The sequence below is a fragment of the Acidiferrobacter thiooxydans genome, assembly GCF_003333315.1.
Lineage (GTDB): Bacteria > Pseudomonadota > Gammaproteobacteria > Acidiferrobacterales > Acidiferrobacteraceae > Acidiferrobacter > Acidiferrobacter thiooxydans.
The window spans coordinates 1,446,711-1,471,793 of the sequence record NZ_PSYR01000002.1; the positions used below are offsets into that span (position 1 = coordinate 1,446,711).

At 65.1% G+C, this 25,083-nt stretch carries 24 protein-coding genes, 1 tRNA gene and 1 pseudogene; 10 read left to right on the plus strand and 16 right to left on the minus strand.

Going from position 1 to position 25,083, the window contains the following annotated elements:
• Window positions 1-6: 6 nt before the first annotated feature.
• From C4900_RS14055 to C4900_RS14070, 4 genes are read left to right on the plus strand one after another with little or no spacing between them, the layout of a single operon-like run.
• The gene (locus C4900_RS14055; protein ID WP_065970823.1) at window positions 7-954 is read left to right on the plus strand and encodes an ABC transporter permease; all 948 of its coding nucleotides are present in this window, start codon (window positions 7-9) and stop codon (window positions 952-954) included.
• Window positions 947-1,840 (plus strand): ABC transporter permease, encoded by an 894-nt coding sequence (locus C4900_RS14060; RefSeq protein ID WP_114283294.1) that lies wholly within the window; start codon window positions 947-949, stop codon window positions 1,838-1,840. The genes C4900_RS14055 and C4900_RS14060 overlap by 8 nt, the downstream gene beginning before the upstream one ends.
• Window positions 1,837-2,814 carry an ABC transporter ATP-binding protein gene (locus C4900_RS14065; protein ID WP_114283295.1) on the plus strand — a complete coding sequence of 326 codons (978 nt, stop codon included), beginning with the start codon at window positions 1,837-1,839 and terminating at the stop codon, window positions 2,812-2,814. Before C4900_RS14060 ends, C4900_RS14065 begins: the two co-directional genes overlap by 4 nt.
• Complete coding sequence (locus C4900_RS14070) at window positions 2,811-3,794, plus strand: oligopeptide/dipeptide ABC transporter ATP-binding protein (protein ID WP_114283296.1); 984 nt, start codon at window positions 2,811-2,813, stop codon at window positions 3,792-3,794. The genes C4900_RS14065 and C4900_RS14070 overlap by 4 nt, the downstream gene beginning before the upstream one ends.
• Here C4900_RS14070 and C4900_RS14075 read toward each other — a convergent pair.
• The 4 genes and pseudogenes from C4900_RS14075 to C4900_RS14090 form a co-directional block, all read right to left on the minus strand.
• Window positions 3,791-4,063, minus strand: coding sequence for a hypothetical protein (locus C4900_RS14075; protein ID WP_141689298.1), 273 nt, complete (start codon window positions 4,061-4,063; stop codon window positions 3,791-3,793). The genes C4900_RS14070 and C4900_RS14075 overlap by 4 nt on opposite strands.
• Before the next feature lie 298 nt (window positions 4,064-4,361).
• Window positions 4,362-5,451, minus strand: a pseudogene (locus C4900_RS17420) (Fic family protein).
• Window positions 5,452-5,760: 309 nt separating this feature from the next.
• On the minus strand, window positions 5,761-5,955 hold the full coding sequence (locus C4900_RS17015; RefSeq protein ID WP_325048177.1) for a DUF6884 domain-containing protein: 195 nt from the start codon (window positions 5,953-5,955) through the stop codon (window positions 5,761-5,763).
• Window positions 5,952-7,454 carry a Fic family protein gene (locus C4900_RS14090; RefSeq protein ID WP_211306980.1) on the minus strand — a complete coding sequence of 501 codons (1,503 nt, stop codon included), beginning with the start codon at window positions 7,452-7,454 and terminating at the stop codon, window positions 5,952-5,954. The genes C4900_RS17015 and C4900_RS14090 overlap by 4 nt, the downstream gene beginning before the upstream one ends.
• Window positions 7,455-8,024: 570 nt before the next feature.
• On the opposite strand from C4900_RS14090, the gene C4900_RS14100 reads away from it, so the two are divergent.
• A complete protein-coding gene (locus C4900_RS14100; RefSeq protein WP_114283299.1) occupies window positions 8,025-8,213 on the plus strand; it encodes a hypothetical protein in 189 nt (62 codons plus the stop codon).
• Between the two features lie 240 nt (window positions 8,214-8,453).
• Here C4900_RS14100 and C4900_RS17425 read toward each other — a convergent pair whose 3' ends face one another.
• From C4900_RS17425 to rpsU, 7 genes are all read right to left on the minus strand, one after another.
• A complete protein-coding gene (locus C4900_RS17425) occupies window positions 8,454-8,744 on the minus strand; it encodes a tyrosine-type recombinase/integrase (protein WP_211306981.1) in 291 nt (96 codons plus the stop codon).
• 246 nt (window positions 8,745-8,990) lie between these two features.
• On the minus strand, window positions 8,991-9,290 hold the full coding sequence (locus tag C4900_RS14115) for a hypothetical protein (protein WP_114283301.1): 300 nt from the start codon (window positions 9,288-9,290) through the stop codon (window positions 8,991-8,993).
• A 253-nt stretch (window positions 9,291-9,543) separates the two neighbouring features.
• Window positions 9,544-9,620, minus strand: a tRNA-Ile gene (locus C4900_RS14120).
• An 11-nt stretch (window positions 9,621-9,631) separates the two neighbouring features.
• Window positions 9,632-11,512, minus strand: coding sequence for an RNA polymerase sigma factor RpoD (gene rpoD, locus C4900_RS14125; protein ID WP_411675235.1), 1,881 nt, complete (start codon window positions 11,510-11,512; stop codon window positions 9,632-9,634).
• Window positions 11,513-11,568: 56 nt separating this feature from the next.
• On the minus strand, window positions 11,569-13,305 hold the full coding sequence (gene dnaG, locus C4900_RS14130; RefSeq protein WP_065968672.1) for a DNA primase: 1,737 nt from the start codon (window positions 13,303-13,305) through the stop codon (window positions 11,569-11,571).
• 45 nt (window positions 13,306-13,350) lie between these two features.
• Window positions 13,351-13,794, minus strand: coding sequence for a GatB/YqeY domain-containing protein (locus tag C4900_RS14135; RefSeq protein WP_065968650.1), 444 nt, complete (start codon window positions 13,792-13,794; stop codon window positions 13,351-13,353).
• 6 nt (window positions 13,795-13,800) lie between these two features.
• Window positions 13,801-14,016, minus strand: coding sequence for a 30S ribosomal protein S21 (gene rpsU, locus C4900_RS14140; RefSeq protein ID WP_065968651.1), 216 nt, complete (start codon window positions 14,014-14,016; stop codon window positions 13,801-13,803).
• A gap of 294 nt (window positions 14,017-14,310) precedes the next feature.
• Here rpsU and tsaD point away from each other — a divergent pair, with 294 nt between their 5' ends.
• Complete coding sequence (tsaD, locus tag C4900_RS14145) at window positions 14,311-15,321, plus strand: tRNA (adenosine(37)-N6)-threonylcarbamoyltransferase complex transferase subunit TsaD (RefSeq protein WP_065968652.1); 1,011 nt, start codon at window positions 14,311-14,313, stop codon at window positions 15,319-15,321.
• Here the strand turns inward: tsaD and plsY are convergent.
• Window positions 15,299-15,934, minus strand: a complete 636-nt coding sequence (plsY, locus tag C4900_RS14150; protein WP_218060331.1) for a glycerol-3-phosphate 1-O-acyltransferase PlsY — start codon at window positions 15,932-15,934, stop codon at window positions 15,299-15,301. The two genes, tsaD and plsY, sit on opposite strands and share 23 nt — an antisense overlap.
• Here plsY and folB point away from each other — a divergent pair.
• Together folB and C4900_RS14160 are read left to right on the plus strand one after the other, a co-directional pair.
• Window positions 15,914-16,300 carry a dihydroneopterin aldolase gene (folB, locus tag C4900_RS14155; RefSeq protein ID WP_065968674.1) on the plus strand — a complete coding sequence of 129 codons (387 nt, stop codon included), beginning with the start codon at window positions 15,914-15,916 and terminating at the stop codon, window positions 16,298-16,300. The genes plsY and folB overlap by 21 nt on opposite strands.
• A gap of 294 nt (window positions 16,301-16,594) precedes the next feature.
• Window positions 16,595-17,158: a porin family protein gene (locus C4900_RS14160; protein ID WP_114283302.1), complete on the plus strand. Its 564-nt coding sequence runs from the start codon at window positions 16,595-16,597 to the stop codon at window positions 17,156-17,158.
• 8 nt (window positions 17,159-17,166) lie between these two features.
• On the opposite strand, the gene C4900_RS14165 is transcribed toward C4900_RS14160, so the two are convergent.
• On the minus strand, window positions 17,167-17,910 hold the full coding sequence (locus C4900_RS14165) for a pteridine reductase (protein ID WP_065968654.1): 744 nt from the start codon (window positions 17,908-17,910) through the stop codon (window positions 17,167-17,169).
• Window positions 17,911-17,966: 56 nt separating this feature from the next.
• Here C4900_RS14165 and C4900_RS14170 point away from each other — a divergent pair, with 56 nt between their 5' ends.
• Complete coding sequence (locus C4900_RS14170; RefSeq protein ID WP_065968655.1) at window positions 17,967-19,118, plus strand: class I SAM-dependent methyltransferase; 1,152 nt, start codon at window positions 17,967-17,969, stop codon at window positions 19,116-19,118.
• A 22-nt stretch (window positions 19,119-19,140) separates the two neighbouring features.
• Here C4900_RS14170 and C4900_RS14175 read toward each other — a convergent pair whose 3' ends face one another.
• The 3 genes from C4900_RS14175 to C4900_RS14185 form a co-directional block, all read right to left on the minus strand.
• Window positions 19,141-21,639, minus strand: coding sequence for a nitric oxide reductase activation protein NorD (locus C4900_RS14175; protein WP_065968656.1), 2,499 nt, complete (start codon window positions 21,637-21,639; stop codon window positions 19,141-19,143).
• A complete protein-coding gene (locus tag C4900_RS14180) occupies window positions 21,636-22,484 on the minus strand; it encodes a CbbQ/NirQ/NorQ/GpvN family protein (RefSeq protein ID WP_065968657.1) in 849 nt (282 codons plus the stop codon). Before C4900_RS14180 ends, C4900_RS14175 begins: the two co-directional genes overlap by 4 nt.
• Window positions 22,485-22,659: 175 nt before the next feature.
• Entirely contained in the window at window positions 22,660-23,877 is a 1,218-nt protein-coding gene (locus tag C4900_RS14185; protein WP_114283562.1) for a multifunctional CCA addition/repair protein, read from the minus strand.
• Between C4900_RS14185 and C4900_RS14190 the strand changes: the two genes are divergently transcribed.
• Entirely contained in the window at window positions 23,878-25,083 is a 1,206-nt protein-coding gene (locus C4900_RS14190) for an aminopeptidase (RefSeq protein WP_114283303.1), read from the plus strand.

Below are 25,083 nucleotides of genomic sequence, written 5' to 3' on the forward strand. Positions count from 1 at the left end.
CCGGCCATGAAAAGGGCGCTCCTCCTAAGACTCGGCAGCTCGCTTTTGTCGCTCGCGCTGCTCGTGACCCTGGTGTTCTTCATGATCTACGCCACCCCCGGGGGGCCCGCCTACAGCATACTGGGCGTCCATGCCACGCCGGCGGCGGTAGCGGCCCTGAACCGCCAGATGGGGCTCGATCACCCCATCTGGCGCCAGTACCTCACATGGTGGAACCATGTGCTGCATGGCAACCTCGGTTACTCATTCACGCAGCACGCGCCGGTCGTCGATCTGATCGGCTCCTATCTCCACAATACCTTGCTTTTGGATGCGGTGGCCGCAACCACGGCGATCCTGCTCGCTATCGCGCTCGGTCTCGCGCAAGGGGCACGCAGCCGCGACCTGGGGCGCATCATCGGCGCCTGGCAGATCATCGGCTACTCGCTACCCACGTTCTTCGTGGGCACAGTCCTGATCCTGGTATTCGCGGCCGATCTCGCCTGGCTGCCCCCCGGCGGGCTCGGTGACACCGCGCGCTCACCCGGACTTGCGAGCCTATGGCGCCATCTGGCGCTGCCGGCGGTGACGCTGGCGCTGCCGCTTGCCGCCGGATTGTCGCGCTATTTCGGCCATCAGGTGCGCGATGAATACCGGCAGGACTATGTCCGCGCCGCGCAGGCGCGCGGGCTTGGGCCGTTGCGCATCGCTTATCGCCATGTTCTGCGCAATGCCGTGCGCCCGCTCGTGACCGTGATCGGCATGATGATCCCGTCATTGGTCGTGGGCGGGGTGTTGACCGAGAGCGTGTTCAATTATCCGGGGCTCGGATGGCTGTTGTGGCGCTCGGCACTGGAACAGGACTACCCCACCCTCACCGCCATCGTCCTTCTGATCGGGGTGCTGACGATCCTTGGCAACCTCGCCGCCGACCTCGTGAATACCGTGCTCGACGTGCGCGTGCGTTATGACTGACGATACTGCACGGGCCCGGCCCGCCGCGCACCCAGGCGGCCTGTTCCCGAGACGCAGGCATTGGCCTGCGACCCTCGGCAAGCTACGCGCCGACGTGGGCGGGGGCGTCTTGTTCCTCGTCCTCGTTCTCTTTTCCTGGATCGGGCCCCTGCTCTACCCGCACGACCCGCTCGCCATCCACGCCCACCACATCCTGGCCGCCCCGGACGCGCGCTTCCCGCTCGGGACTGATGCCCTGGGGCGCAATGTCCTCGCGCGTCTCATGCGCGGGGGGCAGGCGACGCTTGCCATATCGCTGTGGGCCTCGGCCATAGGCCTGCTCGCGGGCCTCCTGTACGGCATGACCGCCGGCCTTGGACCGGCATGGCTCGACCGCGTACTCATGCGCCTGCTCGACACCCTCCTTGCCATCCCGACACTCGTTCTAATGATATTTTTCGCGGCCATCGTGCCGCTTAACGAGACCAGCCTCGCCCTGCTCCTCGGGCTCGTGGCATGGCCTGGCATCGCGCGGCTTGCGCGCAACGAGACGCTCGCCGCGCGCGAACGCGATTATGTGCGTGCCGCCCGCCAGTTCGGGGCCGGGCGCCTTTATATAGCGCGCGTGCATATCCTGCGGGCCATGCTACCGCTCGTGATCGTCAACGCCACCTTCCTTATAGCCGACATGGTCCTAGGGCTCTCGGGCCTGAGCTTCCTTGGCCTTGGCATCCAGCCCCCGCACGCCTCCTGGGGCGGTCTCCTGAATAGTGGCGCGGGACTGGCGGTCATAGGCTCCTGGTGGCTTATCGTATTCCCGGGGCTTGCTATCTTTCTTGCGATCCTGGCCATGAATATGCTCGGACAGGGACTGCTCGCGCGCCTCGAGGGGGAGCAGCGGGGATGACCACGGACAGGCCCGTGCTTGCGGTATCCGGACTCACCCTGGGGGTGACCCGCGATCGACGCGCACGGGCGCTCGTGGACGATCTGTCGTTTGAGGTGGCGCGCGGCGAGATGCTGGCCTTCGTCGGCGAATCGGGGTCCGGCAAATCACTCACCACCGCCGCGATCTTCGGGCTGCTGCCCTCGGGAATCCAGCGCCTAGCGGGCTCGATCCGCGTGAACGGCACCGAACTCACCACGCTGTCCGATCGCCGGCTGCGCGCCTGGCGCGGGCGCGATATGGGGCTCATCTTCCAGAACCCCTTGACTGCCCTGAGTCCGAGTGTCGGCGTCCAGGCGCAGATCGCCGAGACCTATCGCGTGCACAAGGGCGGGACGCGCGATGCGGCACGCGCGCGCGCCCGCGCACTCCTTGCCGAGGTCGGCCTGCAGGCCCTGGCGGCCGGTCCCGACCATTATCCTCATCAACTCTCCGGCGGCATGCGCCAGCGCGTCATGATTGCCCTGGCGCTTGTCTGTGACCCGGCGCTGATCATCGCCGACGAGCCCACGACCGCGCTCGATGTCCTGATCCAGGCACAGATCCTCGATCTGCTGGCGCGACTTCAGAGGGAACGGGGGCTCGCCGTGGTGTTCATCACCCATGATCTCAGGCTCGCCGCCCGCTACGCCGATCGCATCCTGGTCCTCTATGCCGGATGCGCCGTCGAGGAAGGTGACGCGGCACAATTCTTCACGGCCCCGCGCCACCCCTACAGCCGCGCCTTGCGCGACGCCATCCCAACCATCCCGAGCACAGGTGGGCGTCTCGCCGAGATCCCTGGACAACCGCCTGGACCGGAGCCCCTCCCCACCGGCTGTCGTTTTGCGCCGCGCTGTGCGAACGTCCGCGAAGACTGCCGGCACACCGAACCGGTTATGACGCACGACGGAACACGCTTTGCCTGTCTTCATCCGTATGCGAGAACGCCATGAGCACCGGGCTGCGTGTCGAGAATCTGTCGGTCGAGTACATCGCGAGGCGCGGCCTTGGGCGCGCCCGCGGCGAACCCCATAAGGCGCTCACCGATATCCACTTCACCCTGGCCCCAGGCAAGACTTTGGGGATCGTCGGCGAATCGGGCTCCGGCAAGACCACCCTCGGGCACGCGGTGTTGCGCATGACGCCTGTCACCCGTGGGCGCATCCTGTGGGGCGGCGTGGACCTCGCCACCCTGGGCGACCGGGAGCTACGCCCCTATCGCCGCGAGATGCAGCTCGTGTTTCAGGACCCGTATGAGGCCATGAACCCCCGCATGAGCGTAGGGCGCATTGTCGCAGAACCGCTGATTCTCGCCTGCGATCTCGACCGCCATGCGCGCCGGGCACGGACGTTACAGCTCCTCCACCAAGTCGGGCTCGATGAGTCGCTGCTCGGGCGCCATCCCCGCGCGCTCTCCGGTGGCCAACGCCAGCGCGTCACGCTCGCGCGCGCGCTCGCCACCGAGCCGCGTCTCCTGGTACTCGACGAGCCGACCTCGGGACTCGACGTCTCACTCCAGGCGCGCATCCTGAACCTGCTGCGCGATCTCCAGGCCGACAAGGATCTGAGCTACCTCTTCATTAGTCACGACCTCGCGGCGGTCTCCTATGTCGCCCAGCACACACTGGTACTGTTTCAGGGGCGAATGATGGAACAGGGGCCGACGGACACCCTGCTCCGTCGCCCCGCCCATCCCTACACCGCCGCGCTGCTCGCCGCACTGCCGACACCCGCTCCGGGGCGCGCCCCCAATAGCCCCGCGCCCGCCACAGGCGCAGCGGTCAATCCCGCGCCCGGAGGCTGCGCCTATTACCGGTGGTGCGGTACGGCCCAGCCGCGCTGCCGTATGGAGGCGCCGGAGGCTACACCTCTGGGCGGCGACCATTGGGTGGCGTGCCATTATCCACGCCACGAGACGACACGGGATCTCTAAAACGGCATGCGAGCAGGGACTGTGCATAGACAAGGCCGTGACGGACATTGCCGATTGCATTTGATGCCATAGGCCGGATCGAAGGAGATGCGCCGCCCCTCGCTGCGCAGACCCTCGCGCTCGGCGAGCGAGGCCATGAGCTGCAGCGAGTCGCGCAGAATCAGGCGATTCGACCAGTTCTGGTCGTGCGGGTAGAACTCGGTCTTATCCGCGCGTTCCGGAACGCCATTGAGATCTGCGCACAGATCGCCCACGGCGCCCGCCGGCATCTTCTCGCCTTCCCTGGTGCGGCGCAGAAGGTCATCAATCCACGCCTTCGGGCGAACCTTTCCCTGGATAGAGAGCGCCGGTGCGTGCACGACAAGATCGCTCCAGCCCTATCCATCCTTGCCTCGCCAGATGAGCCGCCGGTCAAGGTCGGTATGACGCGGACAGCGCAACGTCTTCGGGCTCTTCTGCGCCTGCCCCAGTACCGACCGATGTTGGGCGGTCGCAATGTTCTTGCGCTTGTCCTTCGTGTGGCGGAGGGACTCGACGGCGAGTTTGGAGTTGGGTTTCTTGGCCCTGTTATGGCGTGCCTTCGCGCATGGATTCCCGTGTCAAGATCGCATACAGGGCGAGATTGATGCAGTACTTGGTGCGCCCGATTTTCTGTTTCTTCACGAATCCGCCCTCCGCCAGCGTGTCGAGATATTTCGTGGCGATGAGGCGCGAGACATTCAGGTCGCCCTCTATGAATTCGATCTTCGTGTAGGGGTGGGTGAACAGGTTGTTGATGAGATCCTGGCTATAGAACCTGTATTGCGCGCGAATCCCATGCTTGGCGTCCATCAAGGCCGTGCGGATGGCATGGATGGTTTCGATCGTATCGCCAGCGGTCGCTTCAATGGCGGTGAGCATGTAAAGCACCCATTCCTCCCAAGCATCGCGTTCGCGCACGGCTTGCCGCAGGCGGTAATAGTCCGCCTTGGTGCGCACGATATGGCGGCTGAGATAGAGCACCGGGATGTCAAGCAAGCGCTCCTTGACCACATAGAGCACGTTGATAATGCGCCCGGTGCGGCCGTTACCGTCGTAAAATGGATGGGTGCTTTCGAACTGGTGATGGATCAGCGCCATCTTGATAAGTGGGTCGGCATCAAAAACAGCTGCGTTGTTTACGAAGCGCTCGAGGTCGCACATAAGCGCGATGATGGTTTCAGGCTCTTGCGGGGGCGCGTAGACCGTTTTGCCGGCACCATCTTTCGGTGCTGTTCACGGTAATTTGCGCAAGCCGGCGCAGTTCTGTTCCAGCTCGGCCTGAATCTGGAGGACATGGTTCATGGTAAGCAAGCCAGATGCGCGCACCTGATCGAACCCCACGCGTAAGGCGCTGACGGTAGCGCATCACCTCCTTGGCGACGGGGTTTGTCGGGCTTTCTGGAAGGACATCGTCCTGAAACAACTCGTCGTGAGTCGTGACGATATTCTCGATGGCCGAACTGTCCTTGGCCTCCTGCATGCCCAACATACTCACGAGGATGCCCTGGTTGGGGATGGAGGCCGCCACCCCCTTGAGCTCGGCCAGTTTGCGACCTGCTGCCGTCACCTTTTTCAGGATGTCCGGGGTATCGAATCGCCCCGGTAGCAGGTGCTCCAAAGGCAAGGTATTTGTCATTGTATCCCCTTACCCAGGGAAATATATATAGAAAACGGCGTTTTCTACATATATCACGCGGGACGTGTATAGGCCAAATGCATATTCCAAAACAAGATGGCCAAGGATTCCGACCCATCGTGACCGGCGTCGTGTCGGCCGAGGATCGTCCCGCCTGATAAGTCCGAGAGCGCACGGGATTCCCCATTTCGCGGGTTATCCTCCTGGACATTGGGTTCGGGGAAACGGAAGGCACGGGGCGGCTTGCCCGTGCCGCGCAAAATCTTTCCGGCTTCCCGGACACTGCCCATCAACGCCTGAAACTGTTTTTCATTCATCACGGAACTCCTTGTCGTCCGGTCTGAGAAGGCCGTACTTGGCCCACAGGATGAGCTGCTTCGGCTTTAGGCTTTCCGCATAGGCCATCATCTTCTGAAACAGAGGACTAATGTACATATCGCCTGCGCGACATCGCTGCGCGCGTTTCGATTTCACGCAAGAAAGCGGGGCGACGCGATTTGTCATGAAGGCCCCGACTGCTTCATCGACCACTGCACCCGCTCGGCGATGAACTTGGCGAAGGGCTCGATGTTCGAATCGATACTGGCGCTATCGAGGGCGGAAAGATAACCGTTCCGGTCCTCAATGCGCACGACCGTCCACGGATAACCGCCCGAGGCGAGCATCGCATTCATTATAAAGCGCGCCATGCGCCCGTTTCCATCCGGATACGGATGGATATAGCCGAACATCCAATGCCCAAGAACAGCCCGGACTCCGGGCTCCGTCTCCTGCTCCAGCAGATCGAAAAGCGCGGGCATGGCATCCCGCACGGCCTCCCAGCGCGGCGGCACGTAGCGGGACGTTCGCAGGTACACCGCGTCATTGCGGTAGCCCGCGAGCGCACCCGCGCGCAGTAGCCCCGCAGCGACGCAGGGCTGAAAGAGTTCGCGATACCAGTCGCGGTGCGCGCCACGCGCCAGCGCGCCGGGATTGGCGCCGGCGACGATCTCGCTCACACTCCCCTTCACCGCCTGAAACGCCTGCCAATAACCGCGCGCCGCCAGCGCATCGCGATTCTTGCAATCATCATCATGATGATCGGGGTCCCAGCCGCCCGCGCGGACGCGGTCGATCAGCACGGGTGTAACGCTGTAGCCCTCGATCGAGAGCGAGTGGTAGGCATCGCTTTTGTAGATTCCATCGACGAACCTAATGTAGTCGCCGCGATCCTTCGGCAGACCCGGGGCTTTCGGGAATACCGCCATTACGGGCTCGCGCATCGCCTGCCACATCGCCTCCATGCGCCCGGCAACCGGAGCGGTCGCGGGCCGCAACGTGCCGAACGCCTGCTGCGCGGCAAACGGATCGGTGTCGCGAATGGTGTAGTTCGCGGCTTTCATCGCCGCGACGATCTCATCGGCGATATCTGGGCGTCCGATGCGGCGAAAAGCACCAGCCAGTCGTCCCGCCACTACAGAATGGCCGCCGTCTAGCAACCGGCGCAGCACATCAGAAGCATCGCCTATGCTGGCCAGCGCCACTTGCGATTCAATCGGATAGCGATTAAAGAACGACCCCGGTACTTTGACCAGCGCGGCAGCGGGTATGTAGAGGCGCAAGCCGTCGCGCGTCACGACGTCGCCGGCGGGCGGCATGTCGGCCTGCTTGAGATCGTAGATCGAGGTGCCGAAGAGCAGGTTGACGATGTTGTTCTTGCCCTGCGGCGTGTAGACGACGAGTTGCGTTGGAATGACGGTATTCTCGGCGTGTACAAGAAGCGACTGCTCGGGCGACAAATGCCACTTGTCACCGAAGCGGTCTGCACAGTAGCGGGCACAAAACTCCCAGAAGGATGCATACCAAGGGGTGCTGTCACCCTCGCGCGCGCTTGGGCTTGAAGAGATGAGCCATCCCTTCATCACCTCCTGAACGAAGCCGTTGCGCAGCAGACGCTCGCGATGGAGGCGGTCGAGGCTCTTGGATTGGAAGACGCGCTGGCCTCCCTTCTGGAGGGCCTGCAAGGCGCTCAGCGAGCCAGCCAGTTTTTTATTGGGAGCGGGGATTAGCTTGACCCTCGCGCCCCTCGGACGCTTACAAGTTGTTCCTGTGTCACGCTTACAAGTATATAACGTGTCACTATTACAAGTCAATTATGATGTCTAGATACAAGTTTATTATGCTGTACGCATACACGTGTTTTCTGCTAATATACTGTTTTACAACGAAAACATAGTCAATCGGCGGGCAAAGTGGCGCCCGGGTTCACGAGCGTGGGCTGAACACTGAACACACACACCATCGCACCCCTGCCCGGGTGACCGGGAAGGGATCCGTGATCGGGGCAGGCAACCGGGTCGGCGGCGACGAAAATAAGACCTCCAAGCGCGGCCGACCGGTCAGCCCTGTCCCGCGTGCCATCCGCAACGCCGAGGCGGCGAGGCGCTACAGGGCCCGCAAGAAGGAGGCACGGCGGGATCCGCGCCAGCCGCTTCGCTCCACCCTCATAGACCTCTCCGCCATACCGGCATGGCGGAGAGGCGAGGCTGAGGCTTGAGCGTGACAGGAATGGCGGATACGCTAGGCGACGCCAGATGCAACTAAACGACGAACAGGCCAAACGCGTTGCCGAAACCTTGCGGATTATCGCCATTGGGGAGTTTGGCTTCTTTGGTTACATAGGTGGGCTCGTGCATCGCAACTGGTTGTTTGTGGCGTTAGCGGTCGGCGTCTTCGCGCTCTTTGAAGGGGCCGCTATTCTCACCTTGAGGCAACGGGCATGAACATCCCAATGGAGCAGCTCTATATTGGTTTGGGTTGGGTCGCGCTTATTGGTGTGGCGGGGCTTGTGTTGGCCTGGATGAATCATCGCGGCCACAAGCACAAATAACCCCTCCACCACGACCACCGGCGCCAGCCCTATGGCGCCGGTTACATTGCATTGCAGGCCGCATGGCCTGTGGGCCGAATGGGCCGTTCGGCCCACAATGCGGCCCATCTACCCCAACATCCCCACCAGATCCTCAGCCCGCAGGTGCGTGTATCGCTTCAGCATCTGCAGGGTTTTGTGTCCCGTGGATGGCCGCCACCTGCATAGGATTGAGGCCCTTCTCAAAGAGCCCGCTGGTCGCCTCATGCCGCAGATCGTGGAAGGTCAGGCCCTCGATGTTGGCGGCCTTGCAGACCCTCTCGAAGGCCTGGGATGGAGTCCGGGCGCATATTGGAGGCCTGAATGACCTTATACCCCACACGCGCCCATCGAGGCGCCGGTGCAGCCCGTCCAGGACCGCCAACGCCGCCGTGGAGAGCGGCACCCACCCGCCGGGGCGTCACGGTCTTCGTTTCCGGAATCAGGAGCACCCGGGCCTCATTGCCCCCCGCATGGGGGGTGCGGTCCAGGTGTTCCCGGCGCATGGCGGCGATCTCTCCGCGACGCATGGCGGTTTCGATGGCCGCGCTCAGTGGCGGCCAGAAGGCGCGAGGTTCGTCGGAGACGAGGCGGCGGGTGCGGGCACCGGGGAGCTTGGGGCGCTGACCCTTGACGAGGTACACGGGATTTGTCAGGGGGACTCCATGCCCCAGGCCGTGCGGGCCGTGTTGAAGAGGTGAGAGGGTGAGACGAGGCCGAGCCGGATCATATGGGTCCCGACCCCTTCGTCCTGCCGTTCACGAATGAAGGCCGCGATGTCCTTGCCGCGAATCGCCGCCAGCGCCTTGCGCGCAAGAGTCCGTTTACTGAGGCGACGGCACCGAAGCGTAACGTGGTAGGCGTCCTTCTTTTTGGGAGCGGCATCAAGCGCGTAGCGCTCCAGTGCCTCAGCCAAGGTCGTCGATTCCGCCTCGATCCGGGAAACAAACACGCCCGATCCATGTCCCCCTCGATCTGTCGGGCCCAAGCCTCAGCCTTCCCTTTGGAATCGATGGTGCGGGTTTGTTGGGGGTACCCTTTACGGCCTCACAAGCGCTTGCCAAACTCGCTTACCGCGCGGCCCTGGCCTTTGTGCGAACGTCGCCATGCGACACCTCGCGTCTGTGTTCATGAGGGCTACATACCTCAAGCTGTCGCAAAAGGCGGAGTTCTTGGCGAGCGGACGTCGCAAGTCCTTGATTTAATGGTGGGCCCGGAAGGACTCGAACCTTCGACCAGAGGATTATGAGTCCCCTGCTCTAACCGACTGAGCTACAGGCCCGCAAAGGGTGATTACATATCGAGAAAGCTGCGCAAGTGCTCGGAACGGCTCGGGTGACGCAGCTTGCGCAAGGCCTTCGCCTCGATCTGGCGGATCCGCTCGCGCGTCACATCGAACTGCTTGCCCACCTCTTCCAGGGTGTGATCGGTGTTCATGCCGATCCCAAAGCGCATGCGCAGGACCTTCGCTTCGCGCGGCGTCAAGGTGTCCAATATATCAAGGGTCGCAGCCTTGAGGCCAGCCACGGTCGCCGCATCGGTCGGGGCCATGATGCTCGTGTCCTCCACGAAGTCGCCCAGATGCGAATCTTCATCGTCGCCGATCGGTGTCTCCATGGAGATCGGTTCCTTGGCGATCTTCAACACCTTGCGGATCTTGTCCTCAGGCATGTCCATGCGTACCGCGAGCTCCTCGGGGGTCGCCTCGCGACCCATCTCCTGCAGCATCTGGCGCGAGATCCGATTGAGCTTGTTGATGGTCTCGATCATGTGCACCGGAATGCGGATAGTGCGCGCCTGATCGGCGATGGAGCGCGTGATCGCCTGGCGTATCCACCACGTCGCATAGGTCGAGAACTTGTAACCGCGCCGGTACTCGAACTTGTCGACCGCCTTCATGAGGCCGATGTTGCCCTCCTGGATCAGGTCCAGGAACTGCAGGCCGCGATTGGTGTACTTCTTGGCGATGGAGATCACGAGCCGCAGATTGGCCTCGACCATCTCCTTCTTCGCGCGCCGCGCCTTGGCCTCCCCGATGGACATGCGCCGATTGACCTCCTTCAGGTCCGCTATCGGCAGTCCGGCACGCACCTCGATATCGGCGAGTTTCGCCTGCGCGCTATTGATCGTCGCGATGTTGGCCTCTATGACCTCGGCGTTGCCTTCGCCGCCCTTGCTGATCTTCTTGATCCAGCGCGGGTTGGTCTCGTTACCGGGAAAGCTCTTCAGGAACACCTTGCGGGGCATGCGCGCCTTGGTGACGCACACCTCCATGATCAATCGTTCCTGCTCACGGGCCTCGTCGACCAGCGTGCGGACATGCTCGACCAGACGATTGATCTGCTTCGAGACGAACTTGATCTCCATGAATTCTTCGGCGAGCTTCTCCTGCCCCTTTGCAACCTCTGGACTCTTGAAGCCCTTCTTCTCTGCGGCCTTCGTGATCACCGCGTGCAGCTTGCGGATGCGGCTGAAGCGCTCAAGCGCCTCCTCGCGATCCGGGCCGCCGTCCTCATCGGCCTCGACATTGTCGCTATCGTCCGACTCCTCGTCGCCGTCATCGACGGCACGCACATCCCGGTCGATTTCCGCAGGCGGTGGCGCATCGACGGCCTGGGGATCGACGAAATCCACGACCAGGTCCGTAAGACGCATCTGATCCTGCTCGACGAGCTCCATCATCCGCAGCACCTCGGCGATGGTCGCCGGGCATGCCGCAATGGCCTCGGTGCTCTGACGGATACCGTCCTCGATCCGCTTGGCGAGATCGATCTCGCCTTCACGCGTCAAAAGCTCAACCGTACCCATCTCACGCATATACATGCGGACGGGGTCCGTGGTGCGACCGAACTCGCCCTCGACAGCCGACGCCAGTACCTGCTCGGCCTCTTCCACCACCTCATCATCATCCGGGGTCGTGGCCGAATCATTCTTCATCAACAGGGTGTCGGGGTCCGGGGCTTGATCGTAGACCTCGATACCCATATCGTTGATCATGCTAATGACGGTCTCGATCTGATCCGCGTCATGCACATCCTCGGGCAGGTGATCATTGATATCCCGATAAGTCAGGAACCCCTGCTCCTTACCCTGAAGGATGAGTTTCTTAAGCTGCAGGCGTTGCGTCTCTTGATCCATTAAGGTCGCCCTTCGTGCCGTTTCAGTTGGATTCAGACTCAAAAATTAACTGGTAATTATAGCAGACTGCGCACATCTTGTAGTGGTGACCACTAGGCCCCGATATTGCGATCGCGTAGATAGGCAATCACCTCGGCCTGTTCTTCCGGAGTCAGATTGCCTTTATTAATCAGATATCTATGACGATCCTTGGCCTTCGCCGCGCGGGCCTGTTCGTTCAGTGTTCTCATGATGTCGCGCATGACCCCCTCGTGATCGGGCAGCAATGACGGATACTCCCAGGCCGCAAGCCGCGCCAAGGTCGCCCGGTGCGGACTATCGGCAAACCGCTCGACGATCGCACCGGTCGTAAGCCCCGGGGTCTCGCGCAGCAACGCCACGAGCGCCGCCAAGACGTCCATGCCGGGCCGACCGGGGGGCGGAAGCTCCTCCACCTCTTGAATGAGGGCGGGATATTGCAAAAGCAAGGCCACGGCCTGACGCACCAGAGAGCCACCACGCACCGGGGCTAGGGGTTGGGGCCGTGGCGCCGCATCCTCGGCGCGTGAGGGCGCCAACACCGCGGCCTGCGGAACCTTCAACGCGGAAAGCTCGGCCAGTCTGCCAATCATGAGCTCGTACAATGCGCCTCTTGCTAACTTCGACAACAAGGGTTTGGCAAGTTCAACCAACCGCGCCCGTCCATCCATCCGCGAAAGGTCCGCACGGGCACACAATGTCTCGAAAAAAAACTCCGGCAATTCCGTCGCGGACCGCAGCCGCGCTTGGAATCCGTCGCGCCCCTCGGCACGCACGAGGGTATCGGGGTCCTCACCCTCGGGGAGGAACAGGAAGCTCGCCTGACGACCATCGCGCAAGACCGTCAGCGCCTGCTCCAGGGCACGCCATGCGGCCTCGCGCCCGGCCCGATCTCCATCGAAGCAGAACACGACCTCCGGCGCATAACGAAACAGCCGCTCGAGATGCTCGCGGGTGGTGGCCGTACCCAGGGTCGCGACCACATGCGCCACCCCGAACTGGGACAGCGCCAGGACATCCATATAGCCCTCGACGACCACCACCTGCCCGACCTTGTCGATAGCCGCCAGCGCCTGCGGCAACCCATAGAGCTCGCGCCCCTTATGAAACAATACCGTCTCCGGGGAGTTCATGTACTTGGGCTCGCCCTGGTCGAGTATTCGCCCCCCGAAGCCTATGACGCGTCCCCGGGCATCGCTGATCGGAAACATCACGCGGTCGCGAAACCGGTCGTAGAACCCGGTCGTCCCGTCACGGGCAATGACAAGCCCAGCGCGCTCCAGGACCGCCGGCTCGAAGTCCTTGGCCAGGGTGCTCAGAAGCCCGTTCCATCCCGGTGGGGCGTAGCCCAGCTGGTAGTCCTTGGCGACCGTGCCCGTTATGCCCCGCCCCTTCAGATAGGTGCGCGCGCGCTCCGCCGCCGGATGGTGACGCAAGGCCTCCTGGTAGTAACGGGCGGCGGCCGCCAGCACCGGCCGCAGATCCGGCCCCGCAGGCGCCGCCGGGCGACCGTCCTGCGGCACCTCGAGGCCGGCGCGGTGCGCAAGCTCAGTCACGGCCTCGACGAAGCCCAATCGCTCATAGGCCATCAGAAACCCGATCGCGGATCCATGCGCCCCGCAACCGAAGCAGTGATAGAACTGCTTGTCGGCACTCACCGTAAATGAGGGGGTCCGCTCTTCGTGAAACGGGCAGCAGGCCTTATAGTCCCGGCCTGCCTTGCGCAACGGCACACGCCCGCTGACCAGTTCAACGATATCCGTGCGCGCGAGCACGGTATCGATAAAGGACGACGGTATCTTAGCGGCCAAAAGGGCCTCCCTGGGCGCCCGCACCCGGAAGACAGACGCCTGTCCCTAACTCAATCGCTCCTTGATACGCGCGCTGACCGCGGCCATGTCGGCGCGGCCCTGCACGCGCGGCTTGATATGCGCCACCACGCGACCCATGTCCCGGATCGAAGTGGCCTCGGTATGCGCCACGGCCTCCTGGATAAGGGCCTCGATCTCGCCCGCGGACAAGGGGGCCGGCCGGTAGGCGGACCACACGGCAAGCGCCGACTCCTCCTTTTCCACGAGGTCTGCGCGGCCCGCGGCACTGAACTGCTGGATGGACTCCTGGCCCTGACGCACGAGTTTCTCCAGGACGGCAAGCACCCCACTGTCATCCAACGACGCCCGTTCGTCCACCTCGCGGCGCTGGATGGCGGCCCTCAGCATACGGATGGCCTCGAGCCTCGAGACATCCTTGGCGCGCATCGCCGTCTTCATGTCCTCGGCGATCTGCTCCTTCAGCGTCATGGGTCGTTAGAACGGCCTGTTGGCGCGCTGAGCCACGCGGGCGATCTTCTTCAGTTCGCGCTTGCGCGCCGCCGCCGCCTTGCGCTTGCGAACCGCCGTCGGCTTCTCATAGAACTCGCGACGACGAACCTCGGCGAAGACACCCGCCTTCTCACATGACCTGCGAAAACGACGCAGCGCAACCTCGAAAGGCTCGTGCTCCTTGACGCGCACCGATGGCATAGACGCAATACACCTCGCTTGAATAGTTGAGCCGACGGCCCTTAGTAAACGGCGGATTCTAACGCGCACCGGGCGATTTGTACATAAAGCCCTTGGTTTTAGCCCATGGCTTCGCCGATCGCCGCCCGCGGGCGGCCGATGGCGACTTATGTAGGCGTGCGCTTACCAATTTTATATCGCGCCAATACAGAAAGAGGTCACGAGGACTGCGCCCTGAGACCGCGGACAGCTGGCTGGTGGCGGACGCGGACCGGCGGTAAGCTTCGTCGTTTCCTGAACCCTAAGGGCCACCCCATGCTCGTGCTCGGTATCGAGACCTCCTGCGACGACACCGGCGTGGCCCTCTATGACCACGACACCGGTCTGCGCGCCCATGCGCTCTTTAGCCAGATCAGTCACGCTATCTATGGCGGGGTGGTGCCCGAACTCGCCTCCCGCGACCACATCCAGAAGCTCCTGCCGCTCATCGACACCCTGTTGCACGATGCGCAGGTGACGCCCACCGACCTTGATGCCATCGCCTACACCGCCGGGCCAGGCCTCGCCGGGGCGCTACTGGTGGGGGCGACACTGGCACGGGCGCTGGCCTTCGCGCTCGCCATACCGGCACTGGGCATCCACCACCTCGAAGGCCATCTGCTGGCACCGCGACTGGAGACCCACGCCCCGGATTTTCCGTTTCTCGCCCTGCTGGTCTCAGGGGGCCATACCCTCCTCGCCGACGTGCGCGCGCTCGGGCGCTATGAGATCCTGGGCGAGTCGCGCGACGATGCCGCGGGTGAGGCCTTCGATAAAAGCGCACAGGTCCTGGGTCTCGGTTATCCCGGGGGGCCGGCCATCAGTGCCGCCGCCACAGAGGGCCGCGACATCGGGCTGAGACTGCCGCGGCCGCTGCTCGACCGCCCAGGGCTCGAATTCAGCTTCAGCGGCCTCAAGACCGCGCTTTTGCTGGCCTCCCAGGAGCAGCCGCTGGATGATCAGCGGCGCTGCGACCTCGCGCGCGCCTTGCAGGAGGCGATCGTCGACACATTGGCCGTGAAGTGCCGGCGGGCCCTGATAGAGACCGGCCATGAACGCCTCGTCATTGCCGGCGGGGTCGGGGCGAACCAAAAATTGCGCGAGCGGCTCACAGATGAGGTGCGCGCGCTCGGCGCCACCCTTTACTATCCACGTCCGGCGTTTTGTACCGACAACGGGGCGATGATCGCCTATGCCGGCTGCCTGCGACTTGCCGCCGGGCAGACCGATGACGGCGGCTTCGGGGTACGCCCGCGCTGGCCGCTCAGCGAGCTTTCGCCGCCTTAGCGCCGATCTTGGTCTCGCGCCCGGCGAGCAGATTGCGGATATTGGTGCGATGGCGCCACAACAACAAGAGGCTCATAGCCGACGTCATCGCAAAGAAGAGCCCGATATGCGGGCGCAGGGTGGCGGCCATCAGGAACGGCGCGGCCACGGCGGCGGTGAGCGCCGCCAGCGACGAATAGCGAAACATCAGCGCCACCACGAGCCAGATCCCGAGCAATCCCGCCCCGGCAACCGGGTTGATGGCCGTGAGCACCCCGAGCGCGGTGGCAACCCCCTTGCCGCCATGAAAACGGAAGAACACCGGATAGACATGTCCGAGCAGCGCCGCCCAGGCGGTCAAGGCCTCGATCCACGGCGCCACCCCAAGAAGCCGCGCCAGCATCACCGGGAGCGCCCCTTTGAGGACGTCGCCTATTAGGGTGATAATGGCGGCCTTCTTGCCCCCGAGACGCAATACGTTGGTTGCCCCGGGATTTCCCGAGCCTGCGTGGCGCGGGTCGGGCAACCCCAGCAGGCGGCTTGTCACAACGGCCGTGGACAGCGAACCGAGGAGATAGGCAAGCCCCGGTAAAACATAGGCCCATATCGAGATATGCGTGACGGCGTTCCCCAAGACAGTGGCGATGTGCTGTATTTACACGATCTGAGAGTGGATTGCATCATCGGGATCTGGGACTGGGAGCGCCAGACCCGACAGACGATCGTGCTTGATCTCGACATGGGTGTCGACATCCGCGCGGCCGCGACCTCCGATGACCTACGCGACACCCTCGACTACAAGGCGGTCGCGAAACGCGTCATCGCGTTCGTGGAGGCCTCGGAGTTTCGCCTCGTCGAGACCTTGGCTGAGCGCGTGGCGGGACTCATCCTGCGGGAATTCCCGGTCCCATGGCTGCGGCTGCGGCTCGATAAACACGGGGCGATCCGCGGCGCGGGTCAGGTCGGGCTTGTGATAGAGCGGCGCCGGATCGACCCTTGATCGATGTCGGTATTCGTGCCGGTCCGAGCGTATTGCGCCAGAATTCATCGAGAATGACGGAACCATAATCAGTCTACGCGAATCGCCACCGCGCGCTTGCGGCGCCCAAGGCAGGTCCCCGAATCCGGCCTGCGGTGAGCGGCTACGCCCACCATCCTTTGCCACACCGACCCGACCGCTGTAACCTTACATCGTCGCCTCTGCTTTTGGTATAGCGCATCACCCGCTTCCTCATAGCCGACGCCGTTTGGGGGAGTGCTCCTATCTATCCTATTGCCCAAGGATCATTGCTTCATGCCCAAGACATACCGCACGGCCATCGCCGCATTGATCGGTACCTTATCATTCTCCGCCGCCCATGCCGCCGGCTTCTATACCGGGGCCAATGTCGGCGCCTCCAACATCCAGGGCCTCGGTGGCTCCGCGAGCGCCGGGATCTACGCCGGTTACGCCATCGACTCCTGGTTTAGCGTGGAGGCCGGCTATAATCGCCTTGGTCGCTGGAGCGGCAGCGATCAGGGCCAGCCCTACACGAATGTGATCAACAATGTCGACGTGTCACTGACCGCGGGACCGCGATTCGGACGCCGGCTGCGCGTCTATGGACGTCTCGGCTTCGTGGACTGGTCGACGATAGGCACGAGCGGCGGCGGTGAGCATCGGGTTACGGGCCGTTCCGCGCAAAACGACATACTCGAGGAACTGCATCAGGAGTTTTATGGCCTCGGCGTCTCCTATCGCCTGAGGCCTCATATCGGCCTACGCCTTGAATACCGCATCTATCGCGCCATGGCCGTCAACGGCCATGATCTCGACATCAACTCCGTGCTCCTGGGCGCCACCTACCACTTCGGTTGAGGCATACCTTAGAGCATCGTCGACCGTCCGCCGTCAACCGCCAGGATCTGGCCGGTGACGTATGGGGCGTCGAGCAGCAAAAACGCCACCGCGCGCGCGATATCCTCGGGCGCGCCGGTACGATGCAGCGGGATGCGCGCCAGCACCCGCGCGCGCTCCGCCTCATCGGCGCCCACCTCCGGCCAGAGGATGGCGCCCGGCGCCACGCCGTTCACGCGCACGCGCGGCGCCAGTTCCCGCGCCAGGGACTGCGTGAGCATGGCAAGACCCGCCTTGGCGACGCTATAGATCGGAAAATCCTTGAGCGGCCGGTGGGCATGGATATCGGTCATGTTGACGATGGCGCCGGCGCGCGCGGCGAGGTGGGGCGCGGCCGATTGGCAAAGAAAGAAGGGGGCGCGCAGATTGGTGCCCATGAGATCGTCCCAGTGCGCGTAGCCTGCGGTATCGAGGGGCGTCTCGTAGAAGGTCGAGGCATTGTTCACGAGCAGATCGAGCCGCCCGAAGCGCGCGAGCGCGGCCTCGACCAATACCCGCGGGGCATCCGGCGCCAGGATGTCGGCGGCCACCAGGGCCACCGTACCGGGCCGCAACGCCTCGAGCTCCGCCTGCAGGCGCCGCGCCTCGTCGGTCGACGACCGATAGTGCACGACGACGGACAGGCCGCGCGCGTGTAGATGGCGCACGATCGCAGCCCCTAAACGGCGCGCGCCGCCGGTCACCAGGACCACGGGCTCACACGACCCCTGCATCGATCCCTCCTCGTGTGCCACAATATTCCCTCATCAACGTTCAGACCTCCCTAACGATGCCAAGCCCTGCCCTCCCCCCTTGGGCGACACTCGCGCCCGCCGAGCACGCCGCGCTCGTACGCCACGAACAGGCCCTCGACGCGCTGCTCGCGCGCGGTCCGCTGGCGTTCATCGATTATATGGGATGGGCGCTCTATGACCATGAATGCGGCTATTATGCCGCACGGGCCGTGTTCGGGGCGCACGGGGACTATGTCACCGCCCCGCTCTTATCCGCGCACATGGCCGAGATCCTCGCCCACCAGTGGGCAGCGATCCTCGCCGATCGCAAAGGCGCCATCATGGAGGTGGGCTCGGGAAACGGCCAGCTGGCGGTAGATACCCTGAAGGCCCTGGGGCGCGTCGGCCGACTCCCGGACCGCTACTGGATGATAGAGCGAAGCGCGAAGCGACGCGACGAGGCGCAATCACGCGTGGCCTCCGAGATCCCGCAGTGGGCCGACCGCGTGTCGGTGGTCGCCGACTGGCCGGATGACGAGGCCGTGATCATCGTCGCCAACGAACTCCTGGATGCGCTCCCGGCGCAGCGATTTCGCATGCGCGAAGGCCGCGCCCATCCGCTGTTCGTGGTACGCGACGACACCGGGACGTTGGCCGTCCGTGAAGGTCCGGCGGATCGGGAAATGACCGCCGCGCTTGCCGATCTGGCGCTCGCCGACGGCTATGAATCCGAGATCCTGCCGGGCGTCGACGCCTTCCTTCAGCAGGCCTCGGCGCATCTCGGGCACGGCGTGATCCTGCTTATCGACTATGGCTTCCCGCGCGCCGAGTTCTACCATCCGCAGCGCCGCCAAGGGACACTCATGTGTCACTTTCGCCAGCATGCGCACCCCGACCCCTTGATCCTGCCGGGCCTTCAGGACATCACCGTCCATGTGGACTTCACGGCCGCCGCGCGCGCCGCGCGCGCCCTCGGGCTCGACCTCGCCGGCTATACGAGCCAGGGTGCGTTCCTGCTCGCGCTCGGTATCGGCGATGACATGCCCGCCGATGAACGCGCGGCCCTGCTTGCGCGCCAGGCGATCAAGCGCCTCACGCTCCCGCACGAGATGGGGGAGCTCTTCAAGGTCATCGCCTTTAGTCGTGGCCTTGACGCCCCGCTCCAGGGCTTCCGCCTGCTCGACCGCAGCCGCGCGCTGGCCCTCTAGGCCAAGGTCGCGGGCCGACCCGTCACGCGCCCCGGCGCAGCCTGAGATAAACCTGCGGCAGACGCCGTGGCAGGTCATCGAGTCGGTCGATCACCAGAAAATGGCCGCGCCCGAAGATACGTTCCAGATAGGCCGAACCAGAGGCATCGAGCGTAATGCAAAACGCGTGTATGCCCTGCTCCGCCGCCTCCTTCACCGCCATGCGCGTGTCCTCGTGGAGATAGCGCTCATCGCCGCCGTCATCATAATCGGCGGGGCGGCCGTCCGAGAGGATGAGCAGCAGGCGGCGCGCCGCCGGGGATTCGCCGAACCGCACGCAGGCATGGCGAATGGCGGCCCCCATGCGGGTGGCAAGGCGCCCGGAGAGTCCGCCGAGCATGGCCTCGGTCTCGGGCGTCAGGCGCCGCGCGAAATCCTTGATCGGATAATAGCTCACGGCATCGCGATACTTGGAGGCAAACCCGGCGATGGCATAGTAGTCGCCGACCTCCTCCAGGGCCCGCGCAAACAGCAGGAGCGCGGCCTTCATGCGGTCCACCACCCGGCCTTCGCCATCGGCGGCCTGCTGCATGATGGAGGTCGAAAGATCGGCGAGCAGCAACACCCCGGTGTCGCGCACCAGGTGGCGGCGTCGGCGATAGATGCGCGGCGCCGGCCGGGCCCCGGTGCGCCGGTCGGTGACATACTCCACGGCCGCGTCGAGATCGAGCTCCTCGCCCTCGTTTTGGCGTCGTTGCGGCGCTACGCGGCGCGGCTTCTCGGCCTGGATAGCACGCTTGAGCCGCTGCAAGACCGGGGCATGGCGGGCCATAAGCGCGTGTGCGCAGGCGAGATCCCGCTCCACCAGGGCACGCTCCACTACGCGCGTCCAGTCGCGCCGGTAGGTGTTGTCGCGATAGTCCCATTCCGGGTAGGGGAGACCCTCTCCCGGCGGCCGCAGTCGGCGGCGACGCGCGCCGCCCGCGGCCGGCTGGGGCTTGCCGACGCCGACCCGACCACCCGAACCGCTCGTATCCTCGGGCGGGAGCTCCATGTCCGGGTCATGACCGGCACTGACCGGGGCTGGACGCGCCGCGCCCGGCTCGGTGGTGGGCGTAGCGCGAGGATCGGCATCGGGTTCTGGCGCCTCTTCGCGCCCCGTCGCACGCGGATAGACAGGGCGTGCGTGATTAGGCGACCGCCCGGGGAGGTAGGCGGCGTCACGACTGGCGAGACTCAACGCCGGGAGCGCGGACCCCTCATACAGCGCGCGCGCCTCGACCCAGGCGGTGGTGAGGTCGGCATCGGGGGCAAGAAGCCTCGCCCACGGGCCGGAAGGAGGCACCTGTCCGGCGAGCACCTGGAGACTGTGGCGCGCGAGATCGAAATAGGCGCCCGCCGGACCTTCGGGGCGGGTGGTGGCCAGAGCGCAAAGCCGCGGGACATGGTTGGGCATCAGCGCCTGGACGCGCGCATCGATGCGGAAGTCCTCGCACAGATCGAACAAGACCTGAAAACGCACGAGATCGGCGCCGAAGAGCGCAAACAACGGCCGCCAGGTGACGCGCTGGTCGGCATCCAACGGCGGATGCGCCATTCCGGCCAGGGCGAACAGCCGCTCGATGGCCCCCTGCTCATAGGTCCCAAAGTGCAGGTGGCCGGCATGGTGCAAGAGCGCGGCGAGCGCCTGCTCGCGGCTTGGAAACGCCGGCGGCACGAACAGCACACGGCCGTCGGTCTCGACGAAGGCCGGGGCCCCCACCGTAAGACCCGCGGGCGCGAGCGCCGGGGTCACGCCGAACGCGGCGCGCGCGACGAGCGCCAGGAAGCGCTCATGCTCCGCGGTGCGAAATCCCGGAAGCACGGCCCTCAGGGCCTCATCGCTGTCCGACCCCTCCAAGCGGAAAAAGGCCTCGCCGCGCAGGCGTCCGGCCTTCAGGACGTCGGCCCCGCGCGTCAACCACGCCCTGAGCCCCTCGGTCCCCAGGAGCGCGCGCACCTTGATCGCCCCCGGCAGCGCCAGGCTTGCGGGCAGGCCGCGTTCATGGGCGAGATCGGCGAGCGCACCGAGCACCTCCCAGGCGCCGGCGAAACCGCGCCCGGCGGCGAGCTCGGCCACATTCGTCTCGAAGAACACCGCGCCGCTCTCGGGATGGCGGCGCGCCCACTCGAGACCCACATCCCCCCAACGGCGCGCATCGTCCAGGCCCAGCACCCGAACCGCCTCCGGGAAGCCCGCGAGATAGGCGGTGAGCGCCTTCCAGGACCCGCGAAACGCCAGAAAACCGCGCGCCTGCTCCGTCCAGACATCGACCGCGCCCACGTCCCGCGCAAGTCCCGGGCTTGCGCGCAGGAAGGCCTTGCCGCCGTCACGATCATGCAGAAAGAGGTCGCGGCCGGTCTGCGCCCAACGCGCCACGGTCTGCGCCGTGCAGGCCTCGAGCGCGGGGAGCGCGGCGGTCAGGTCGCGGTGGGCCACGAAACTCAATTCCTTGAGCTCGCTCAGGACCAGCGCAAGCTGCGCCTCGGGGTCCTGGCTCATGCCGCCGCGAGATGCGCCTTGACGATCTCGCGCAGCGCCATGGCGAGCTCGACATCGTCCGTCAGGGGATTGATGAGCGCCGCCTCGCCGGCCTCCAGGGGAGGCAGGCCGGCGGCAATCAAGGAGGCGGCATAGACCAGCGAGCGCGTCGAACTGGCCTCATCGAGCCCATGATCCTTGAGCGCCCGGGCCTTGTGCGCGATCGCCACGAGCCGCGTCGCCAGTTCGGCATCCAGCCCCTCGACCTCGTTTTGCAGGATGCGCGCCTCGATCTCAGCACTCGGGTAGCGGAAATCGATGGCCACGAAGCGTTGCTTGGTGGAGGGCTTCAGGTCCTTCAGCACCGTCTGATACCCGGGGTTATAGGAGATGACCAGCAGGAAGTCCTCATGCGCCTCGATCTCCAGCCCGCGTTTTTCGAGCGGTAGGCGTCGCCTGTGATCGGTCAGGGGATGGATGATGACCGTAGAGTCGGTACGCGCCTCGACGATCTCATCGAGGTAACAGATGGCGCCGGCCTTGACGGCGCGGGTGAGTGGACCGTCCTGCCAGACCGTTGACTCGCCGTCGAGCAGGAAGCGACCGACCAGGTCGGCGCTCGTCAGGTCCTCGTGACACGACACCGAGACCAACGGGCGACCAAGGCGGTGGGCCATATACTCCAGGAAGCGGGTCTTGCCACAGCCGGTCGGACCCTTCAGCATGACCGGCAGGCGCCGCCGCCAGGCGGCCTCGAATATCGCGATCTCACTGCCCTGAGGCTCATAGTAGGGGCCGCTTCCGGCCTCCGGGGCCTGCACGATATCGCGCTCCACGCCCCGCAATCGATCGATCAAGCCACGCATTCACAATCCTCGTCTATCAGGGACTCATGATACATCCCCAGGCGCTGAATACCACCGCCCGACGCGGGGGCTCGCCCCCGCCGGCATCGCGGTTTCGCGACACGACACCGTCCCCCGCACGGGATCTCACCAGGGCCGGTGTGGGGTGGCGATGGGCAAGGCACGCCACCGGGGCCTAGCACTCATCCGTCTTCAGGGCGGCGATGAGGTCGATACGCGCCGCACGGATGCGTTCGCGTATCTGGTCCCCGGCAAGGCCCCGGGCCGCCCAGTCGCGGCCCGATACCGCGGCCGCCGCATCGCGCGCCGCGCGCAGCCATGGGGCCTGCGGATAAGGGCGATCCTCGAGACCCGACCGGCCGCGGGCATCGGCCTCGCAAGCCCCGAGGAACTCCAGGAAACGCCCCGGCCTCCGAAAGCCATCGACGGCCTCGATGAGGCGCAGGACGGTCGCCGGCCGCAGGCGCATGGCGGTATGGACCTGCAGGTGGTAGCCGGCCACGGCGCGGGCCAGCGCCCGATACTCCACCGGGGCCTTGAGGCGTGCGCACACCGCGTCTACGAGGCCCACGCCGCGGGCCTCATGACCCTTGTGCGCCGGCCATTCGGCGCGGGGCGTAAGCCCCTTGCCGAGGTCATGCAGGAGCACCGCGAAGCGAGTGCGCGGCGTAAGCCCCAGGCGCACGGTCTGCCGGAGCGCCAGCAGGACATGCACGCCGGTATCCCCCTCGGGGTGGTGTGCGGGCGGCTGCGGGATACCGAATAGGCGGTCGATCTCCGGAAACTGCACCGCCAGTGCCCCGCACGCGCGCAGCACCTCGACAAAGAGCCAGGGGTGCGGTTCCCCCAAGGCGCGGTCGAGCTCGGTGAACACGCGCTCCGGTACCAAGGCGGATGCCTCGCCGGACGCGACCATGGCGCGCATGAGTGTCATGGTCTCGGCGGCCACGGTGAACCCGAAACGCGCGGCGAAGCGCGCCACGCGCAGGATACGTACCGGGTCTTCGGCAAACGCCGGACTGACATGGCGCAAGATCCCGGCGCGCAGGTCGGCATGGCCCCCGTAGGGATCAATCAACGCCCCGTCCTCGGCACGCGCCATGGCGTTGATGGTGAGATCGCGGCGCCGCAAGTCCTCCTCAAGGGTCACGGTAGGGTCGGCGTGCACCGCAAAACCGCGGTAGCCGGGCGCGGTCTTGCGCTCGGTGCGGGCGAGCGCATACTCGCAGTGGGTCTCGGGATGAAGGAACACCGGAAAGTCCACGCCCACGCGCCGGAAGCCACGCGCCTCCATCTCTTGCGGCGTGCTGCCGACCACGACATAATCGCGATCGATGACCGGCCTCCCCAGGAGATCGTCGCGCACCGCACCACCTACCAGATAGGTCTCCATATGTCCCGCGAGCATGTCGGCCAAGGCCGCCATTGTATCGGCTTCGCGCTCGCCGTGCTTGTCGCGGGGGCCTTATCCGGGTGCGCGCTGCCCTATTACGCGCAGGCCGTGGGGGGCGAGGTCGGCATCATGCGCGCCGAACGCCCTATCGCGCAGGTGCTCGCCGATCCGGCCACCCCGCCGGCGGTCAAGGAACGGCTGCGCTACGTTCTCAAGGTGCGGCGATTCGCGCGCACGCATCTGGGGCTTGCGCTCCACGGGAATTATCGCGACTACGCCGACCTCCATCGCCCCTATGTGGTGTGGAATGTCTTTGCCGCCCCTCGTCTCAGCCTGACGCTGAAACGCTGGTGCTTCCCGTTCGCGGGCTGCGTGGCCTATCGCGGCTATTTCTCGCACGCCGCGGCCCGGCGCTACGCGCGCGCCCTCGCCCGCAAAGGGTATGACGTCTATGTGGGGGGCGTGCCGGCCTTTGCCACACTCGGTTACCTGCACGATCCGGTCTTGAGCACCTTTCTTGGGTATCCGCGAACGACCATCGCGCACATCATCTTTCACGAGCTGGCGCATGACCTCATCTATATACCGAACGCCACCACTTTCGATGAATCGTTCGCCGACGCCGTGGCCGCAGTGGGGGTCCACCGCTTCCTGGACTCCGAGGGGACTCCGGCCGAGCGCGCACTCTATCGGCAGCGGCGTGCCCGCCATAAGGCCGTGCTCGCACTCATGAGCGCTTGCCGGGCGCGTCTTGAACGGATCTACCGCAATCCGGCCTTGAGCCCAGCCCAGAAACGCAAGGCCAAACGCGCCACCTACCGGGCGCTGCACGCGGGCTTTCTCGCGCTGGTGCGCCGCTGGCATGGCAGTCACGGCTACCGCGCGTTCTTCCAGGAACGGTTCAACAATGCCCTGCTCGGCGCCTACATGAGCTACGAGAGCCTGGTACCGGCATTCCGCCGGCTGCTGGCCCTGGAAGATGGCGAGCTGCCGGCGTTCTTTCGGGCGGTGCGCTGGTACGGGAGACTCCCGGCGCCGTTCCGCGACCGCGAACTCCGCAGCCGCAAAGGCCTAGTCGAGCGCCTGCCCACCCTTCAGCACGCGCAGCCGCGCACCGGCCTCCCGGGAGCCGCGGGGCGCCTTGTGGGCGCGCAGGGCCCGCGCCTGCCGCGCATGGTCGAGCACCGGCCGCACAATCAAGCGTAG

Coding starts and splice junctions, on each gene's coding strand:
- C4900_RS14055 (WP_065970823.1), top strand. CDS start 7: ATGAAAAGGGCGCTCCTCCTAAGACTCGGCAGCTCGCTTTTGTCGCTC.
- C4900_RS14060 (WP_114283294.1), top strand. CDS start 947: ATGACTGACGATACTGCACGGGCCCGGCCCGCCGCGCACCCAGGCGGC.
- C4900_RS14065 (WP_114283295.1), top strand. CDS start 1,837: ATGACCACGGACAGGCCCGTGCTTGCGGTATCCGGACTCACCCTGGGG.
- C4900_RS14070 (WP_114283296.1), top strand. CDS start 2,811: ATGAGCACCGGGCTGCGTGTCGAGAATCTGTCGGTCGAGTACATCGCG.
- C4900_RS14075 (WP_141689298.1), bottom strand. CDS start 4,063: ATGCCGGCGGGCGCCGTGGGCGATCTGTGCGCAGATCTCAATGGCGTT.
- C4900_RS17015 (WP_325048177.1), bottom strand. CDS start 5,955: ATGACAAATCGCGTCGCCCCGCTTTCTTGCGTGAAATCGAAACGCGCG.
- C4900_RS14100 (WP_114283299.1), top strand. CDS start 8,025: ATGCAACTAAACGACGAACAGGCCAAACGCGTTGCCGAAACCTTGCGG.
- C4900_RS14135 (WP_065968650.1), bottom strand. CDS start 13,794: ATGACGCTGAAGGAGCAGATCGCCGAGGACATGAAGACGGCGATGCGC.
- rpsU (WP_065968651.1), bottom strand. CDS start 14,016: ATGCCATCGGTGCGCGTCAAGGAGCACGAGCCTTTCGAGGTTGCGCTG.
- tsaD (WP_065968652.1), top strand. CDS start 14,311: ATGCTCGTGCTCGGTATCGAGACCTCCTGCGACGACACCGGCGTGGCC.
- folB (WP_065968674.1), top strand. CDS start 15,914: ATGCGTGACGGCGTTCCCCAAGACAGTGGCGATGTGCTGTATTTACAC.
- C4900_RS14160 (WP_114283302.1), top strand. CDS start 16,595: ATGCCCAAGACATACCGCACGGCCATCGCCGCATTGATCGGTACCTTA.
- C4900_RS14165 (WP_065968654.1), bottom strand. CDS start 17,910: ATGCAGGGGTCGTGTGAGCCCGTGGTCCTGGTGACCGGCGGCGCGCGC.
- C4900_RS14170 (WP_065968655.1), top strand. CDS start 17,967: ATGCCAAGCCCTGCCCTCCCCCCTTGGGCGACACTCGCGCCCGCCGAG.
- C4900_RS14175 (WP_065968656.1), bottom strand. CDS start 21,639: ATGAGCCAGGACCCCGAGGCGCAGCTTGCGCTGGTCCTGAGCGAGCTC.
- C4900_RS14180 (WP_065968657.1), bottom strand. CDS start 22,484: ATGCGTGGCTTGATCGATCGATTGCGGGGCGTGGAGCGCGATATCGTG.
- C4900_RS14185 (WP_114283562.1), bottom strand. CDS start 23,877: ATGGAGACCTATCTGGTAGGTGGTGCGGTGCGCGACGATCTCCTGGGG.
- C4900_RS14190 (WP_114283303.1), top strand. CDS start 23,878: ATGTCCCGCGAGCATGTCGGCCAAGGCCGCCATTGTATCGGCTTCGCG.